The sequence below is a fragment of the Cellulophaga sp. 20_2_10 genome, assembly GCF_023476645.1.
Lineage (GTDB): Bacteria > Bacteroidota > Bacteroidia > Flavobacteriales > Flavobacteriaceae > Cellulophaga.
In genome coordinates, this window is the sequence record NZ_JAMCOJ010000002.1 from 55,808 (window position 1) to 72,213 (window position 16,406).

16 protein-coding genes are annotated in these 16,406 nt (G+C 33.1%); 10 read left to right on the plus strand and 6 right to left on the minus strand.

All coding sequences use genetic code 11. The features are described from left to right. Nucleotides 1–70 precede the first annotated feature (70 nt). The 5 genes from M4I21_RS04090 to nirK are packed head-to-tail and all read right to left on the minus strand — an operon-like array spanning nt 71 to nt 5,053. A complete protein-coding gene (locus M4I21_RS04090) occupies nt 71–1,330 on the minus strand; it encodes an alginate export family protein (protein WP_249557851.1) in 1,260 nt (419 codons plus the stop codon). Further along, nucleotides 1,327–2,061, minus strand: coding sequence for an iron-sulfur cluster repair di-iron protein (gene ric, locus M4I21_RS04095; RefSeq protein WP_249557853.1), 735 nt, complete (start codon nt 2,059–2,061; stop codon nt 1,327–1,329). Before ric ends, M4I21_RS04090 begins: the two co-directional genes overlap by 4 nt. Before the next feature lie 4 nt (nt 2,062–2,065). After that, complete coding sequence (locus M4I21_RS04100; RefSeq protein ID WP_249557854.1) at nt 2,066–2,779, minus strand: SCO family protein; 714 nt, start codon at nt 2,777–2,779, stop codon at nt 2,066–2,068. Further along, entirely contained in the window at nt 2,766–3,545 is a 780-nt protein-coding gene (locus tag M4I21_RS04105; protein ID WP_502798711.1) for a formylglycine-generating enzyme family protein, read from the minus strand. The genes M4I21_RS04100 and M4I21_RS04105 overlap by 14 nt, the downstream gene beginning before the upstream one ends. Before the next feature lie 38 nt (nt 3,546–3,583). Further along, nucleotides 3,584–5,053, minus strand: coding sequence for a copper-containing nitrite reductase (gene nirK / locus M4I21_RS04110; protein WP_249557855.1), 1,470 nt, complete (start codon nt 5,051–5,053; stop codon nt 3,584–3,586). Nucleotides 5,054–5,184: 131 nt separating this feature from the next. On the opposite strand from nirK, the gene ccoS reads away from it, so the two are divergent. Genes ccoS through M4I21_RS04150 form a run of 8 tightly spaced genes read left to right on the plus strand, consistent with a single transcriptional unit; the run spans nt 5,185 to nt 12,580 of the window. Continuing rightward, nucleotides 5,185–5,385 (plus strand): cbb3-type cytochrome oxidase assembly protein CcoS, encoded by a 201-nt coding sequence (gene ccoS / locus M4I21_RS04115; RefSeq protein ID WP_249557857.1) that lies wholly within the window; start codon nt 5,185–5,187, stop codon nt 5,383–5,385. Nucleotides 5,386–5,388: 3 nt separating this feature from the next. Further along, nucleotides 5,389–7,587: a cytochrome-c oxidase, cbb3-type subunit I gene (gene ccoN / locus M4I21_RS04120; protein ID WP_249557859.1), complete on the plus strand. Its 2,199-nt coding sequence runs from the start codon at nt 5,389–5,391 to the stop codon at nt 7,585–7,587. Between the two features lie 4 nt (nt 7,588–7,591). Beyond that, the gene (locus M4I21_RS04125) at nt 7,592–7,786 is read left to right on the plus strand and encodes a CcoQ/FixQ family Cbb3-type cytochrome c oxidase assembly chaperone (RefSeq protein ID WP_249557861.1); all 195 of its coding nucleotides are present in this window, start codon (nt 7,592–7,594) and stop codon (nt 7,784–7,786) included. Between the two features lie 4 nt (nt 7,787–7,790). Next, complete coding sequence (locus tag M4I21_RS04130; protein WP_249557862.1) at nt 7,791–8,684, plus strand: cbb3-type cytochrome c oxidase N-terminal domain-containing protein; 894 nt, start codon at nt 7,791–7,793, stop codon at nt 8,682–8,684. Between the two features lie 31 nt (nt 8,685–8,715). Beyond that, nucleotides 8,716–10,131 (plus strand): cytochrome c oxidase accessory protein CcoG, encoded by a 1,416-nt coding sequence (gene ccoG / locus M4I21_RS04135; protein ID WP_249557867.1) that lies wholly within the window; start codon nt 8,716–8,718, stop codon nt 10,129–10,131. Nucleotides 10,132–10,142: 11 nt separating this feature from the next. Beyond that, the gene (locus M4I21_RS04140; RefSeq protein WP_249557868.1) at nt 10,143–10,589 is read left to right on the plus strand and encodes a FixH family protein; all 447 of its coding nucleotides are present in this window, start codon (nt 10,143–10,145) and stop codon (nt 10,587–10,589) included. 2 nt (nt 10,590–10,591) lie between these two features. Further along, on the plus strand, nt 10,592–11,293 hold the full coding sequence (locus M4I21_RS04145) for a sulfite exporter TauE/SafE family protein (RefSeq protein WP_249557869.1): 702 nt from the start codon (nt 10,592–10,594) through the stop codon (nt 11,291–11,293). Nucleotides 11,294–11,311: 18 nt separating this feature from the next. Further along, nucleotides 11,312–12,580, plus strand: coding sequence for an acetyl-CoA hydrolase/transferase family protein (locus M4I21_RS04150; RefSeq protein WP_249557870.1), 1,269 nt, complete (start codon nt 11,312–11,314; stop codon nt 12,578–12,580). Between the two features lie 26 nt (nt 12,581–12,606). Here the strand turns inward: M4I21_RS04150 and M4I21_RS04155 are convergent, their stop codons facing one another. Further along, the gene (locus M4I21_RS04155; protein WP_249557871.1) at nt 12,607–13,818 is read right to left on the minus strand and encodes a hypothetical protein; all 1,212 of its coding nucleotides are present in this window, start codon (nt 13,816–13,818) and stop codon (nt 12,607–12,609) included. A gap of 131 nt (nt 13,819–13,949) precedes the next feature. On the opposite strand from M4I21_RS04155, the gene M4I21_RS04160 reads away from it, so the two are divergent. After that, on the plus strand, nt 13,950–15,773 hold the full coding sequence (locus tag M4I21_RS04160) for a hypothetical protein (RefSeq protein ID WP_249557872.1): 1,824 nt from the start codon (nt 13,950–13,952) through the stop codon (nt 15,771–15,773). A 119-nt stretch (nt 15,774–15,892) separates the two neighbouring features. Then, nucleotides 15,893–16,306 carry an HYC_CC_PP family protein gene (locus tag M4I21_RS04165; protein WP_249557873.1) on the plus strand — a complete coding sequence of 138 codons (414 nt, stop codon included), beginning with the start codon at nt 15,893–15,895 and terminating at the stop codon, nt 16,304–16,306. Nucleotides 16,307–16,406: the final 100 nt, after the last annotated feature.

Genomic DNA, 16,406 nt, shown 5'->3' on the forward strand with positions numbered 1-16,406 from the left:
AAAGTATCGTATATAAAAAGAGCAACTCTAAAATCAAGAGTTGCTCTTTTGCTGCTAAATAATAAAAAGGTTAGTTACTAGTATAGCTAAAAAAATGAGGTTTAAAAGTGATCATTGCCCAAGCCCAATTGTTGGTTTTAGAGGCATCTCCTCCTTTTATTGTCTCCATAGTGTCTGTGGCAAACATTTGTGAATAACCAGCGTTAAACGTAATACTTTTAGATGCTTTGTAACCTAATGTAAGATCTATTTCTGTTCCTAAGTAGTTGTCTTGTTCTATATTATTAATAGCTATTACGGTAGCTGCCGCACTAAAAAAGTGAGGGGCCAAATTAGCAGAGAATTTATTTTTAGTATAGTTTATTTTTGCATTAAAATCTAAAAGGCCAACAGAGTTACTATGGTTGCCGACATAAAAATAATCCATAGTACCATTAAATTTATGATTGGTTCCAAACCAAGGAGTAAAAGAATGTAACTCGCCATCTGTCTCGTTCATATCTGTACCAGAGATATATTCTGCACCAAGACCAACCAGAAACTCTGAGTTAAGGCTATAGCTAAAATTAGCACTTGCGTTTAAAGCGGAAAGAGCTGTTTTTTCTATTTTACCTGTTTGTACATAGATAGCAGCATCTGCATTCCATTTATTTTCTGTAATACCACTGGTTAAACCAATAGTTTGGTTATATGCTATTTTTTGCTCGTTAACATCTGTATATGCAAAACCTGTATTTAAAAATAAGAAACTTAACCCTATTTTATTAAAATTGGTATTGTACCATAAGTACTGAAAGTTTTTATAATTGTTTACTGTGTAATCTTGTTCAAAAACGGATTCAGAATTCTCGTTTAAAGCAAAACCAATATCTATTCTATTGTTAACATCTGCTTTAAATTTAATTCTAAGAGCATCGTGGCTACGTGCTTGTTGGTTCCAATTTACGCTACCAAAAATACGTTCGTTATCATAGGCAATTTCTTGCCTACCTAACTTAAAACTAAACTTTCCTAAAAAAGCTTCTGCCCAGGCTTGTTGCAGTGTTATGCCATTTAGATCTGTAGTAGATAATGTGCCAACGTCTCCCCAGGTTCTAACATTTTGAGCAGATATGTACGCATTAAAATCAGTGCTTAAATAGCCAAAATTAAGCCTAGTTCTTTGCGATACAAAAGACGCAGCATCTACAGCATCGGAATTAAGAGTTTTGTAACCGTTTCTATATTCAAATCTAGGTTTTAACTCAGCATCTAAGTCAAACTGTTGCGCGTTAGATTGCTGAATGCATATTAAGAATAGAATACTAAATATACTTTTTAATAACTTCATACCTGTTCTTTTTTTTGTATCGCTTTCTCAAAGATGATGGCTTTAGGAAAAAGAATGTTATTCTCTAAATGTACATGCTTATGTAAGTCCTGTTCAAACTCATTTAATTTATTATAGAGTGCTTTAAATGTGTTGCAAGCACCTTCAGGCGGAGTATAGTTATTACTTAATATGGAGATTTGTTTTAATAGATCACCTGCAATTTCATGTTCCGTTTCCATCATTTTTATTGGATTTTCTATAGTTCCAAATTGTGGTTTACTTATAAAAGAAGCTCCATTTTTTTCTGCAACCATACGTTTTATAAAGGGGAAAAGAATAATTTCCTCTTTTTTCATATGTGATGCAAGTTCTTGTATAACCTGGTGTATTATGTTGTTTATTTCTACTACTTCGGTATAATGATGTCCATGTACTTTAGCAACTTTGTCTGAATATTGAATAAGTATAGTGCTAGCTTCTTCTACATATTTATGATGTGTGTTTACTATATAATCTGCTAAATAGTCTATTTCCCATTCGTTGTAATTGTGACTGGTAACCACATTAGCATCAATAGCAATAAGTTCTTTTTTTAGTTCGTCTAAATTTGTGTTACTTTTTTCACAAGCTTTTTCTAGTGTAATGCCTCCACCGCAACAAAAATCTATGCCGTGCTTTTTAAATATATCTGCAGTCTTAATATTTTCTGTTACTATTGCTGCTACTGTTTTGTTTTTAATTATTTCCATACTACTAGTAATTAGATTCCGTAATTATTTTAGCTACTGTTTCTGCATTATCTACACCCAAACCTTCTTGTTGGTGCATAAGAACACCTTCTTTGTTAAAAACACTTATAATATTAGAGTGAGAAAAATCTTTTGGTGAAATTTGCTTATAACTTACTGCTAAAACGGCTGCAAATTCTCTTGTATCTTCTACTGAACCGGTTAAAAATATAAACTGATCACTGTCCATTTGGTTTTCTTTAGCAAACTCTTTTAAACGAGTAGGTGTATCTGTTATAGGATCTATACTTACAAAAACTAATTTTACGTTATTTTTTTGTTCGTCCGGAATTTGTCTTTCTATATTTCTCATATCAGAAACAAGTCTAGGACAGGCAGATGTGCAGGTGGTGTAAATCATAACCATAACCAATACATCGCCTTTTAAATCTAGCAAAGAGATGTTTTCGTTGTTTTGGTTTGTCCATTTTGAGGGTAAATTAAAAATGGACATTTCTGGAATTTCACCATCGTTTTTTATACTGGTGTTTGCTAGTTCCGTATCCATTTTACAAATAGGACATTTTTGTGGTTCTGTATAGGTTTTTTCTCCTTCGCAATGCATTGGGCATTGGTATAAAGCAGTGTCCTTCTTCACTGTTTCTTTGCAAGAAAATGTGACTACTGATAGTAAAATAAGTAGGATTACATTTACTTTTTTTAAATTATAATTTTTCATCTGTTATGTCTTTTACGCATCTAAATCCTAAATTTCTCATAGCATAATTTGCTTTTATACTGCCTCTAAATGCATAACGCATAAAAGCGGCATAGTTCATTAGATCTGTAGCCCCAATAGCGGCTGTGCCACAGAATAAATTGCTGTCTTTGTCTACATCTTTTCTAGATTCTCCAGATATTAAAACGGAGTTAAAATCACCAGTCCATTCCCAAACTAATCCATGTAAATCATAAATCCCCCAATAGTTTTTAAACGTACTGCCTATTTTGTTTTTATTAGTTTTAGGGGTTTCGTACCAGCTTAAAATAAATTGATTGTATGTTTTTTTTTGTCGTGCATCTGGCAATTCTTCATCCGCCATAGCAGCGTATTCCCATTCATCAATTGTAGGTAATCTTTTGTTTTGGCACTCGCAGTAATTTTTTGCTGCAAACCATGATACTTCTGTAATAGGCGTATCTTTTTTTAAATTGATGCCCAGAATGGTATCAGATTGCCACGTACTAAGGTAATTTTTATCAGCAAAAAGACCTTTTACATTAGATCGTCTCCATTTTGGATTTTCTTTTACAAAATTTAAAAACTGAAGATTGGTTACTGGGTACACATCCATTTTAATACTAGCTACTTTTACCTTAACAGAATCGCTACCATAAAGCGGAATATATTCTCCGCCTTTAATAATAACCATTGGGCTAACTTGAGCCTGTGCTATACAAAGTGTAGCAATTAAAAGGGATAACGTAAGTCCAATGGTTCTCATAGTTTATAATTTTAAAGAGGTGTATAATTAAGTTTAGATTAATGGCTATTTTTAACACCGTTAACCATTTTTGTAGTTACTACACTTTTGTTATTGCCCCAGTTGTTATATACATAAGTTAATACATCTGCGATTTCTTCAGAAGAGATTACCTGCTTGGTCATAACACTATTGTATTTTTGTCCGTTTACAGTAATTTCTCCTGATTTCCCATGCAATACAATACCAATAGCTCTGTTTACATCAGCATTTAAATAATCTGACTTCGCTAAAGGAGGAAAAGCATTTGGTATACCTTGCCCTTCTGCTTGGTGACAAGCAAAACAGGTTTGGGAATATATCTGCTTACCAGCAGATAGTTGTTCTTCTAAAGATTTTATAACTTCTACATCTGCAACTTCTTTTTTATTGCCATTAGGCATTTCTTGTATACCACTTCCTTCTGGCTGGTAAATTCCTTCTTGTATAGTTCCAGAGTAAATATCTTTTTTTTCTTCACCAGAAACTTTAAGCATTCCTAGTGCACCTTTATTAAAAGCTCTAAAAATTGAATGATCTACCAGTATAAAAGTACCAGGGACCTCAACCTTAAACTCAACTATAGTAGCACTACCAGCTGGTATAAGTGTGGTTTGTACATTTTCATTAACTAAAGAACCACCTTCTACGTGTACTTTGTCAAAAATTTCACCAATTACGTGGAAAGATGATACCAAGTTTGGACCACCGTTACCAACATATAGTCTAATAGTTTCACCAACCTCAGCAACAATAGCATTATCACCAGTAAGGGCATCTACACTACCATTAAAAACTACATAGTCTGCATTTTCATCTACTGCTTTTTGCATATCAAATGCTTGTAAGCCTGGTTCTCCGTTTTTACCTTTTGTATAAAAATCGCCCTGCATAATATAATATTCACGATCTACAGGAGGTAAGCCACCTTTAGGTTCTACTAAAATTAAACCGTACATACCATTTGCAATGTGCATACCAACTGGTGCAGTAGCACAGTGATATACATAAAGACCAGGATTTAATGTTTTAAACGAAAATTTAATCTCGTGTCCTGGAGCAACAAAAGAAGATGTTGCACCACCACCAGGGCCAGTAACAGCATGCATATCTATGTTGTGTGGTAGTTTGTTGTCTGGGTGGTTTTTTAAAGTAAATTCTACTTCATCACCAACACGGGTTCTAATAAAGCTACCTGGTACACTACCACCAAACGTCCAGTAGTTATATTTAACTCCATTAGTCATAGTACCTTCTTTTTCTAGCACTTCCATATTAACCAACAACTTTTTTGCCGCACGGTTGCCAACAGATCTAGGCACATTAGGAGGCGAAGTTAATGTCGCAACTAATTCGCCACGTGTTTCTATAGTCGTAGAATCTTGGTTTGTACTTTCTGCTTTTTTGCAACTAGCTACTAGTAGTAAGAAAGCAAAAAGAACATACAGAACTTTTAGATTTGGTAAATAATTATTGAATTGATTTTTCATAATAAACTGTTTTAAATGAAGGGGTTGTTATTGTGAACAAAGATCATTGTGATAAATAGTTTAAAGTATGATATATATCATATATTGTAAAAGTGAACATTATTATTTTTGTAATATAAATTCAGGTAGGTATGAGTGTAATTTATGTGTTGCTGTCTATAAGTATTGTAGTGGCGCTGTTTTTCTTTGTAGCATTTATAGTTTCGGTAAGGAGTGGTCAGTATGACGATTCTTACACACCGTCTGTACGTATGCTTTTTGAAGATGAACTGGTAAAAGAGAGCTCTAAAGCTCAAGAAAGTAAAAAAATCGAACAAACTAAGATGAATTAAATTATGGAAGTACAACAGTTTTATTACGATAACAAGATCGTAAAGAAATTTCTCTATGCTACAATATTTTGGGGTATTGTAGGTATGTCAGTAGGTCTACTTTTAGCCTTTATGTTTCTTTTTCCAAATATAACCGATGGTATTTCATGGTTAAGTTTTGGTAGGCTAAGACCATTACACACAAATGCAGTAATTTTTGCCTTTGTTGGTAACGCTATTTTTGCGGGTGTTTATTACTCTACGCAACGTTTGCTTAAAGCGCGTATGTTTAGTGATGGACTAAGTAAATTTAACTTTTGGGGCTGGCAAGCTATAATTGTAGCGGCAGCAATTACGTTACCATTAGGGTATAGTACATCTAAAGAATACGCAGAATTAGAATGGCCAATAGATATTGCTATTGCTGTAGTTTGGGTAGCCTTTGGCTGGAATCTTATTGGGACCATGTTACGCAGAAGACAAAGACATTTATATGTTGCAATTTGGTTTTACCTAGCAACATTTGTAACTGTAGCTGTATTACATATTTTTAATAGTTTAGAATTGCCAGTAAGTGCCTTTAAAAGTTACTCTGTTTATGCCGGTGTGCAAGATGCCTTAGTGCAGTGGTGGTACGGACATAATGCAGTTGCATTTTTCTTAACTACACCATTTTTAGGGTTAATGTATTACTTTGTGCCTAAAGCGGCGAATAGACCGGTATACTCTTATAGGTTATCTATTGTACACTTTTGGTCGTTAATATTTATATATATCTGGGCAGGACCACACCACTTGTTGTATACTGCTTTACCAGGTTGGGCTCAAAATTTAGGAGTAGCGTTCTCTATTATGTTACTTGCTCCTTCTTGGGGTGGTATGATAAACGGACTTTTAACCTTGCGTGGGGCTTGGGATAAAGTACGTACAGACCCTACTCTTAAATTTATGGTAGTAGCCATTACTGGTTATGGTATGGCAACTTTTGAAGGTCCTTTACTTTCGTTGAAAAACGTAAATGCCATAGCTCACTTTAGTGACTGGATTATTGCTCACGTACACGTTGGTGCATTAGCCTGGAACGGATTTTTAACTTTTGGTATGATCTACTGGATGGTGCCTAAAATGTTTAAAACAAAATTACACTCTATCAGTTTGGCAAATGCTCACTTTTGGATTGGTACTTTAGGTATAATTCTTTATACGTTACCAATGTATGTGGCAGGGTTTACACAAGCCTTAATGTGGGAAGATTTTAATCCAGATGGGACATTAGTTTATGGTAACTTTTTAGAAACTGTAAAAGAAATTATACCAATGTATTGGATGCGTGCAATAGGTGGTAGTATGTATATTATTGGTGCATTTATAATGTTGTACAATGTCTTTAGAACAATACGTTCTGGACAAAAAGTTGAGGATGAATTGGCAGAAGCAGCTCCGCTTACTAGAGTCTCTAAAAAGAGAACAAAAGGAGAGACATACCACTCTTGGTTAGAGCGTAAGCCAGTACAGTTAACAATATTAGCTACAGTAGCTATTTTAATTGGTGGTATAGTGCAGATTGTACCAACCATTTTAGTGAAATCTAACATACCAACGATTACAAGTGTAAAACCATATACACCATTAGAATTAGAAGGTAGAGATTTATATATAAGAGAAGGTTGTGTTGGTTGTCACTCGCAAATGGTGCGTCCGTTTAGAGGAGAGGTAGAGCGTTATGGCGAATATGCCAAGGCAGGTGAGTTTGTGTACGATCATCCATTTTTATGGGGGAGTAAGCGTACAGGTCCAGATTTACTTAGAGTAGGTGGCAAATACTCAGATAACTGGCATTTAAACCATATGTACGATCCACAAAGTACATCTTCGGGTTCTATAATGCCTGCATATCAATGGCTAGTTCGCGATGAGCATGACAGAAGCAATATTAAAACTAAAATGGAAGCAATGGTAACTTTAGGGGTGCCATATACAGAAGAAGATATTGCTAATGCAGAACAATCTATGGATGTACAGGCAACCAAAATAGAGAAGAATTTATATACAGATCCAGATTTTGCAAAGAACTACGAGGCAGATAAAAAATATGCCAAAGAAAACGGAGAACCTTTTGTAGAAATGAGAGATAGAGAAATAGTGTCTCTAATAGCTTACTTACAGCGTTTAGGTACAGATATTAAAATAAAAAACGTAGAAGAAACAACCACTAAAAATTAATTATATGCTAAAGTTTATAAAAGGCCATATGGAGAGCATGGAGGGTATAGCAACTTACCCTATGATATCGCTACTTATATTTTTTGTGTTCTTCGCCATACTTTTTTGGTGGGTGCTTACAGCAACAAAAGAACATATTAATGAGGTAAGCCATATTCCTCTAGATGATGATGATACAACCAACCTAACAAAAGAATAATACTATGAAAAATATGACACCATGGTGGATAAGGATCCCCGTAGTTTTCTTCATCGTTTTTGGATTGATGGAGTACTTTGTAGACTCTGGTGATAAACCTGCATTTATTACTTATCCTATAGTTTCAGGTTTCTTAGTTCTTGTTTTACTAATACTAATTGCTACCGAGCTTATTGTTAGGTCTATTGAGAATGTAATGTTTCAGACCTTACCAGAAGAAGCAAAGCAAAAGTATTTAGAAGAGGACACTAAGAAGTTTGAGTGGAAATGGGGTAAAAGAGTGTATTCTAAATTATTAGGTACTAAATCTATAGAAGAAGAACACGAAATTATCTTAGATCATAATTATGATGGTATACAAGAATTGGATAACAATTTACCACCTTGGTGGGTATACCTTTTCTATGCAGGAATTATTTTTGCTGTTGTTTATTTGGCTAGGTTCCATGTGTTTAATGATTATGATCAAATATTAGAGTACGAGCAAGAAGTTGCAGCTGCTAAAATAGAGATAGAAGAGTATAAAAAAACAGCTAAAGGTTTGGTAGATGTTAATACTGTTGAATTGTTAACAGATGCAGCAGATATTAAAGCTGGTAAAAAGATATATACGACGAGCTGCGTGGCTTGCCATATTGTAGATGGTGGTGGTGGTATTGGTCCTAACCTAACAGATGAGTATTGGCTTTTAGGTGGTGGTATTAAAAATGTTTTTAACACCATATCAGAAGGTGGTAGAGACGGTAAAGGTATGGTTGCTTGGAAACAAATACTTAAACCTTTAGAGCGTGCACAAGTAGCAAGTTATGTGCTAACACTACAGGGTACAACGCCAGCTGCTCCAAAAGAACCACAAGGAGATATCTGGAAACCAGAACAAGTAGAAGAGAGTAAATAAAGGAGTATTATTACTAGTAAAAATAATAAGAATGGCTGCAGATGAAAAATTTAGAGATTCTATTGGTACAATAGATACTGATGGTAAAAGAGCCTGGGTTTTTCCAAAAAAACCAAGTGGTAAATTTTATAAATATCGTAAATGGGTTAGTTACACATTACTGTTATTTTTACTAGTATCTCCTTTTATAAAAATAAATGGCAATCAGTTTATATTATTTAATGTAATAGATCGTCGCTTTAATATTTTCGGATTTCCTTTTTGGCCACAAGATTTTCATTTGGTAGTAATCTCAATGATTATTGGTGTGGTTTTTATCGCCCTATTTACAGTAGCATTTGGTCGTATTTTTTGTGGGTGGATGTGTCCGCAAACCATATTCTTAGAAATGGTTTTTCGTAGAATAGAATATTGGATAGAAGGTGACCGTGGAGCCCAAATACGTTTGGATAAACAAAAGTGGGATGCCGTTAAAATAAGAAAAAGAGTAACCAAATGGATAGTCTTTTTTATTATATCGTTTATTATAGCAAATGTATTTTTAGCATATTTAATTGGAAGCGATAAATTAATTAGTTACATCACCGACGGACCAATGTTGCATACAAGCACAATGATTTCGTTGTTAATTTTTACAGCTGTCTTTTATTTTATTTTTGCTTGGTTTAGAGAGCAGGTTTGTATTATAGCTTGTCCTTATGGACGTATGCAAGGTGTGCTTTTAGATAATAAATCTATAGTTGTTGCATACGATCATAAAAGAGGAGAAGGAGAAAACGGAAGAAAAAAGTTTAGAAAAAATGAAGATCGTTCTGCTCTTGGTAACGGAGATTGTATCGATTGTTTTCAATGTGTAAATGTTTGTCCTACGGGTATAGATATAAGAAACGGCACCCAACTAGAGTGTGTTAACTGTACAGCCTGTATAGATGAGTGCGATACCATCATGGAAAAAGTAAACTTGCCAAAAGGTCTTATTAGATATGCAAGTGAAGATAATATAGAGAAAAAAGCAAAATTTAAGTTTACACCAAGACTTAAAGGATATTCAGCTGTTTTGGTAATTTTAACAGGTTTGCTAATAGGTATGTTGTTTTTAAGAAATGATATAGAAGCAAATATTTTAAGACTTCCAGGTCAATTATACGAGCACAAAGAAGGCAATATTATTAGTAATGTGTACACCTTTAAATTGGTGAATAAGACAACTGAAGATGTAGAAGATGTTAACTTTAAATTATTGTCTCATAAAGGAACAATTAAATTAGTTACCCATCAAAATTTTAAAGTTCCAGCTCAAGAGTTAGCAGAAGGTACATTGTTTATAGAGATAAATAATGCCGCTTTAAATGGTGATAAAGACAAACTTAAAATTGGTGTATATAGTAAAGGTAAGTTAGTAGAAACAACTACAGCTCGCTTTTTAGCACCAAGAAGTTATAAATAAAACGAATAGTTATGAAAATAAATTGGGGAACAGGAGTTGTACTAGCGTTTTTAGCTTTCATAAGCTTTATTCTATATTTTGTTATTAGGATGAATTCTGAAAACAGAGCAAAGCACGATTTAGTGACGGAAGAATATTACAAAGCAGAGTTAGGCTACCAAAAAGAGTTGAATGACGCTACTAATGCTTATAAATTAACGAATAAACTTGTTCTAGAAAAAACGGAGGACGGCTTGTTAATTGAATTTCCAAAAGATCAAGATTTTAATAAAATAACAGGTAATGTGTCCCTATATAGACCATCTAATAAACAATTGGATTTTAACTTACCCATAAGTTTATCCAAAACACATTTGCTCATACCTGACAAACGTTTGTTAGATGGTCGATGGGACATTAAAATTACTTGGCAATACAATAAAGAAGAATATTTACACAAACAAAGTATTACGTATTAGTTATGCTACTATCTGCTTTTATACTGGGATTAATGGGGAGTCTGCACTGCGTTGGTATGTGCGGTCCTATTGCTTTTATGTTACCAGTAGATAGACACAGTAAGCTCAAAAAAACAATCCAGATATTTATTTATCATTTTGGGAGATTATTGGCTTACGGAATAATTGGGCTTGTTTTTGGCCTGCTTGGTAAGGGTTTGTATGTTTTTGGTTTGCAACAAAAATTGTCAATCTTTATTGGTGTTGTTATGATTATTATCGTTCTAATTCCATCTAAAACATTAAATAAATACAATCTGTCTAAGCCTATATATAGACTTATCTCTAAGGTGAAGTCTAGGTTGGGGAAAGAACTTAAAAAGAGAACTCCAGATACTTTTTTAACCATAGGATTTTTAAATGGTTTTTTACCTTGTGGGTTGGTTTATATGGCACTGTTTGGAGCTATTGCAATGGGTAATGCAGCACAAGGATCTCTATATATGATTCTTTTTGGAGCAGGGACTATACCACTTATGACTGTTGCTGTTTATTTTGGAGGAATGTTAAAAGGCGTAGCTCGTAAAAAGGTACAACAATTAATTCCGGTTTTTGTGGTCGTAATTGGTGTGTTATTTATTCTTAGAGGCTTGGGCCTTGGTATACCTTATGTGTCTCCTAAGCCTGTAGTAGAAATGGTTTCTACAGATATGGAGTGTCACTAATTTTTAAAAATTAAATTTATGAATATTGTTTCTGCAGCGCAAGCCGCAAAATCTATAGAATCTGGTAATAGAGTTTTTTTACAAGGTGCAGCAATGACGCCTAATGTATTAATTGATGCTTTGTGTGAGCGATACAATGAGCTAGAAAACGTAGAAATTGTATCTATACATACAGAGGGCGAAGCTAAGTATGCGCAAGAACCTTATAGCAATAGTTTTAAGATGAATAGCTGTTTTGTTGGTAGCAATGTTAGAAAACTAATAAACACCACTCAAGGAGATTATATTCCAATTTTTTTAAGTGAAATTAATCTCTTGTTCAGAAATGGTATTCTTCCGTTAGATGTTGCTGTGGTACAAGTATCACCGCCAGATAAACACGGGTATTGCTCTTTAGGTGTTTCTGTAGATATTACATTGCCAGCGATACAAACAGCTAAAAAAGTAATAGCACAAATTAATCCTTTTGTGCCAAGAACACACGGTGATGGTATTATACATATAAGTAATATAGATTGTGCTATAGAAGTAAATACTCCAATACATACACACGGTATTACACCTATATCTAGTATAGAACAAGAGATTGGAAAACACGTAGCTGGTTTAATAGAAGATGGTGCAACCTTGCAAATGGGTATTGGTAACATACCTAATGCGGTATTAAGTAATTTAGGCAACCACAAACGTTTGGGTATACATACAGAAATGTTTTCTGATGGTGTTTTGCCTTTAATAGAAAGCGGCGTAATTACGGGTGAAGATAAAGTGGTAAAACACGGAAAAATTGTAACTTGTTTCGCTGTTGGTTCTCAAAAGTTGTACGACTTTGTAGACGATAATCCATTAGTGCACTTTAAAGAAGCAGCCTATACCAACGATACTTCTATTATACGTAGAAACCCAAAAGTTACAGCTATTAATAGTGCTATAGAAATAGATATCACAGGTCAGATTTGTGCAGATACTATTGGTAGTAGACAATATTCTGGTGTAGGCGGACAAATGGATTTTATACGTGGTGCATCTTTATCTAAAGGTGGTAAGCCTATTTTTGCAATGCCATCTATGACAGCAAAAGGGATTTCTAAAATAACTCCGTTTTTAAAGCAAGGAGCCGGAGTTACAACAACACGTGCACATGTACATTATGTAGCAACAGAATACGGAGTAGTTAATTTATATGGTAAAAATTTACAAGAAAGAGCAAAAGCATTAATCTCTATTGCACACCCTAACTTTAGAGAAGAATTAGAAAAAGAAGCATACAACCGTTTTAAAAGTTAATTTTATAGAACGATAAAAGCTTCAGACTAGTTTTCTTTTTTAATGAAGAATGATGTTGCAAAAATATATAAAATTGCGATTACAATTAATAAACTAGCTAAGGCTAATAGTTTAAAATATGTATGGGGTAATGGTAAACTTTGCCAAATAATAAAGCCTTTATAAAATATAAGAGCTTCAGTTAATAAAAATCCTGAGAGGTATATGTAATATGCTTTTTTCGGGATTTTTATCATTCTAAAATAGTCTAGAAATAAGAATAAAGTAATAGTTACTACACCTAAAAAAGTCCAGTGTAAATAACCAATTGTAAAATCTAAAATTGTCACGGCTAAATTAGCAAAATAGGGTAGTGCCGTTAATAATTGAAGTGTCATTTTTAGCACTAATAAGAAACCAACTGTTTTTAATAGTAAGAGTTGAAAACTAGAAAATAGAACACTAATTTTTTTACTGTTTTGTTTTAAATAGTTAACTATTAGAAACAAACTATATAGCTGAAAAATAGCACCAATGCCACCCAGTATATATAAAATAATAGGAGGTTTTGTAAATAGAGTAGATAAAAAGAATGTTCCTATTATTCCGATATTTATACTGTAAAAAAAGCGTTTAAAAACAGCTTTAGGTACTTGTATATTTTGTTCCTCTAAAATGTACAGTAGTATGCCTATTAAGGCTAAAATCATCCATCCGTTGTACTGAAAGTGTAAATAGAAATAGATAGCCAATCTGTACCAAATAGATGTAGCGCCTAGTGTGGTCATAATTCCGCCTAAAGCCCAAGGGCCTATGCTAGAAATTACCAGATACCACAGCGCAGCGTTACTACAAGAATAAGAGTTTCGGTTTTTATCTTCTAATGAAATGTACTTTTTAAAAAATATAAAAAACCAATACGATGCTATTAAAAACAGCGTAGAAAATACAATTGAAAATAAGGCATATCCCTGAAAAGGAAACGAACAAAGCATACCAACTAATGTAAGTTGAGTAAACCAGAATATATAATTGTATTTTTTTTGTACCTGTAATTTTTCTAGATACAACTTATAAATAAGTGTGGTTAGTGCAATGTATACCCAGCCCAGCAATGCGATATGCGAATGTGCGTGCACTACAAATTTAAACGTAATTGGTATTTCTAAAACATAGAAAAAACGTAGAATTAACCCTAATAAAGCAGCCATTAAAAAATAACCTAATGCTAGTCTAGAATGATTTTTTAGATACTTCATGTTACATATTTATTAGACTAAATATCTTTTTTTAAAAATAGGCAAAGCCTGACTAAAATCATATAATAACATCTTTTATGTTCTCTATTTTGTGAAATGAATAAAAAGAATTTCTAAAGTATAGATCATTTATGGATAATTACAATACAATTACAACAAATAGCTTAAAAGCACATTCTTTTCATATTCCAGTTATGGGCATCGGCTTTACCATAGATACGCCTTTAAAGGTATCTAAGTATGGTATAGACTCTGTTATTTCTTTGGTAGACGATATTCTGTTAGAGAAGTTACGTAAAATGTACTGCGATAAATTTAATATGCAGTACACAGAAATATCTGAAAAGATAGAAGATTTTAGAGCAAAAAGAATAACATCTTATTTAAACATGATGCATAGTATTTCTAATGCTAAGTTTGAAGAGTTTAAAAATACCACAGTAAAAACTGCAAATAGTATTAAAGGTTTTTTTGATACGCTACCAGATATGTCTTCTGTTAAGCAAGAATTTAAAAAGTATACAGATACTGTAGATTTAGATGCTATAAGAGGCTGGGTTAAAGACCATATGGTTATGGGGAGTATAGATGTAAATATTATGACCAAGGTAGATAAAGAGAATTACATTAAAAAAGAAAAACTACCAACAGAATATAACGATGCACACGCTGCTCTTCGCGGTTTTGCTAATAGTACATTAAATTCTTCTGTTATTCTTTCTGCGGGGATGAATCCTAGGTTGTATAGTTATTTAGAAAATTTTAAAGATTTTTACCCAGATGCAAATGGGAACATTAAAAAGAAAATTGTTTTAAAAGTGAGCGATTATCGTTCAGCTTTAATTCAAGGTAAATTTTTAGCTAAAAAAGGTCTTTGGGTGTCAGAATATAGAATAGAATCTGGCTTAAATTGTGGCGGACATGCATTTGCGACAGATGGGTATTTAATGGGGCCTATTTTAGAGCAATTTAAAGTGAACAGAAACGAGCTAATAGAAACAGTGCATAAAATACTAATAAAGGCATTAAGTGATAAGAATATGACTGTTCCGGCATCTTACTTGCAACTAAAAATTAGTGCGCAAGGTGGAGTTGGTACGGCAGAGGAACATCAGTTTATAGTAGATTATTACAATGTAGATTCTGTTGGCTGGGGATCTCCTTTTTTACTAGTGCCAGAAGCAACAACGGTAGATAAATCAACTTTAAATAGATTAAAAGAAGCTAAAGAAGAAGATTTGTACTTAAGTAATACGTCACCGTTGGGAGTTCCTTTTCATAGCTTAAAAGGGAATACGAAAGATCAAGAAAAACAACATTTAATTAATAAGGGTAGGCCAGGTAGCTCTTGCCCTAAAAAGTTTGTGGCTCTTAATAAAGATTTTTCAGATAAAGGAATATGTACTGCATCTAGAGAGTATCAATATTTAAAAATAAAAGACTTAGATAAAGCGGGTTTGTCTAGTTCGCAGTATCAATTAAAATATAATAAAATAATAGAAAAATCTTGTACTTGTGTTGGCTTAGGTACTTCTGCTTTGTTGGCATATGGATTAGATACAAAGACAGAAGGAGAAGGGGTTTCTGTTTGTCCAGGTCCAAATATGGCCTATTTTTCTAAAGAAATGAACCTATCTGAAATGATAAACCATATTTACGGTAAAGCCAACGTAATTACTAGAACAGACAGGCCAAATATTTTTATTAAAGAACTTGGTATTTATATTAAATATGTAAACGATAAATTAGAGGAGAGTAGAGAAGGCACAACCGATAAGCAGCGTAAATATTTAACGGTTTTTTTAAATAATTTAAAGGAAGGTGTATTGTACTATCAGACATTATTTACTACATCTGGTAAGGTTTTTAAAGAAAATAAAGATCAAATTATAGACGATTTACAGAAAAGTTTAGGAATTCTAGGTGTATTAGAAATTGAAGTAAAGAGTCTGTAGCTTTATTAAATAATTGATACGTAATTATATAGGTGTATGTAAAATAAGAAATTTGAATATGCGTTTTTAAGATAGTAATAACAGTTGTCATTCTTTTTTTTAGTAATTTTGTGACTAATATGAAACAAGTATTCCATAAAATAATGTCTAGCTTGCTGGCTATTGTAGTTTTATTTTCTACAATGTCCTTTGCTATAGATATGCATTATTGTGGCGATACTTTAGTAGAAACAGCTGTTTTTTATAAAGCAGAAGGTTGTGGTATGGAAATGCAAAAACCACAAACTAAAGAGTGTTCTATTACAAAGAAAAGTTGCTGTACAGATGAGCAATTGGTTATAGACGGACAAGATAGTTTGCAATTATCGCTAGGCGCCAGCTCTTTTGATCAGCACATATTTATTACTTCATTTGTTTACACCTATATTTCTTTATTTGAAGAATTAGAAGAGAATGTAACCTTATACACAAAATACAATCCTCCCCTTGTCGTCAAAGACATTTTTAAGTTAGACGAGACTTATTTAATCTGATTTTTTTTAGTAGTTGGTTATAATGCAAAGCTTTTTGTGTTATGCCTTTTTATGTTTAGAAGTTAACTTTTTTACAAAATACTTCTTGGTATCTAATACC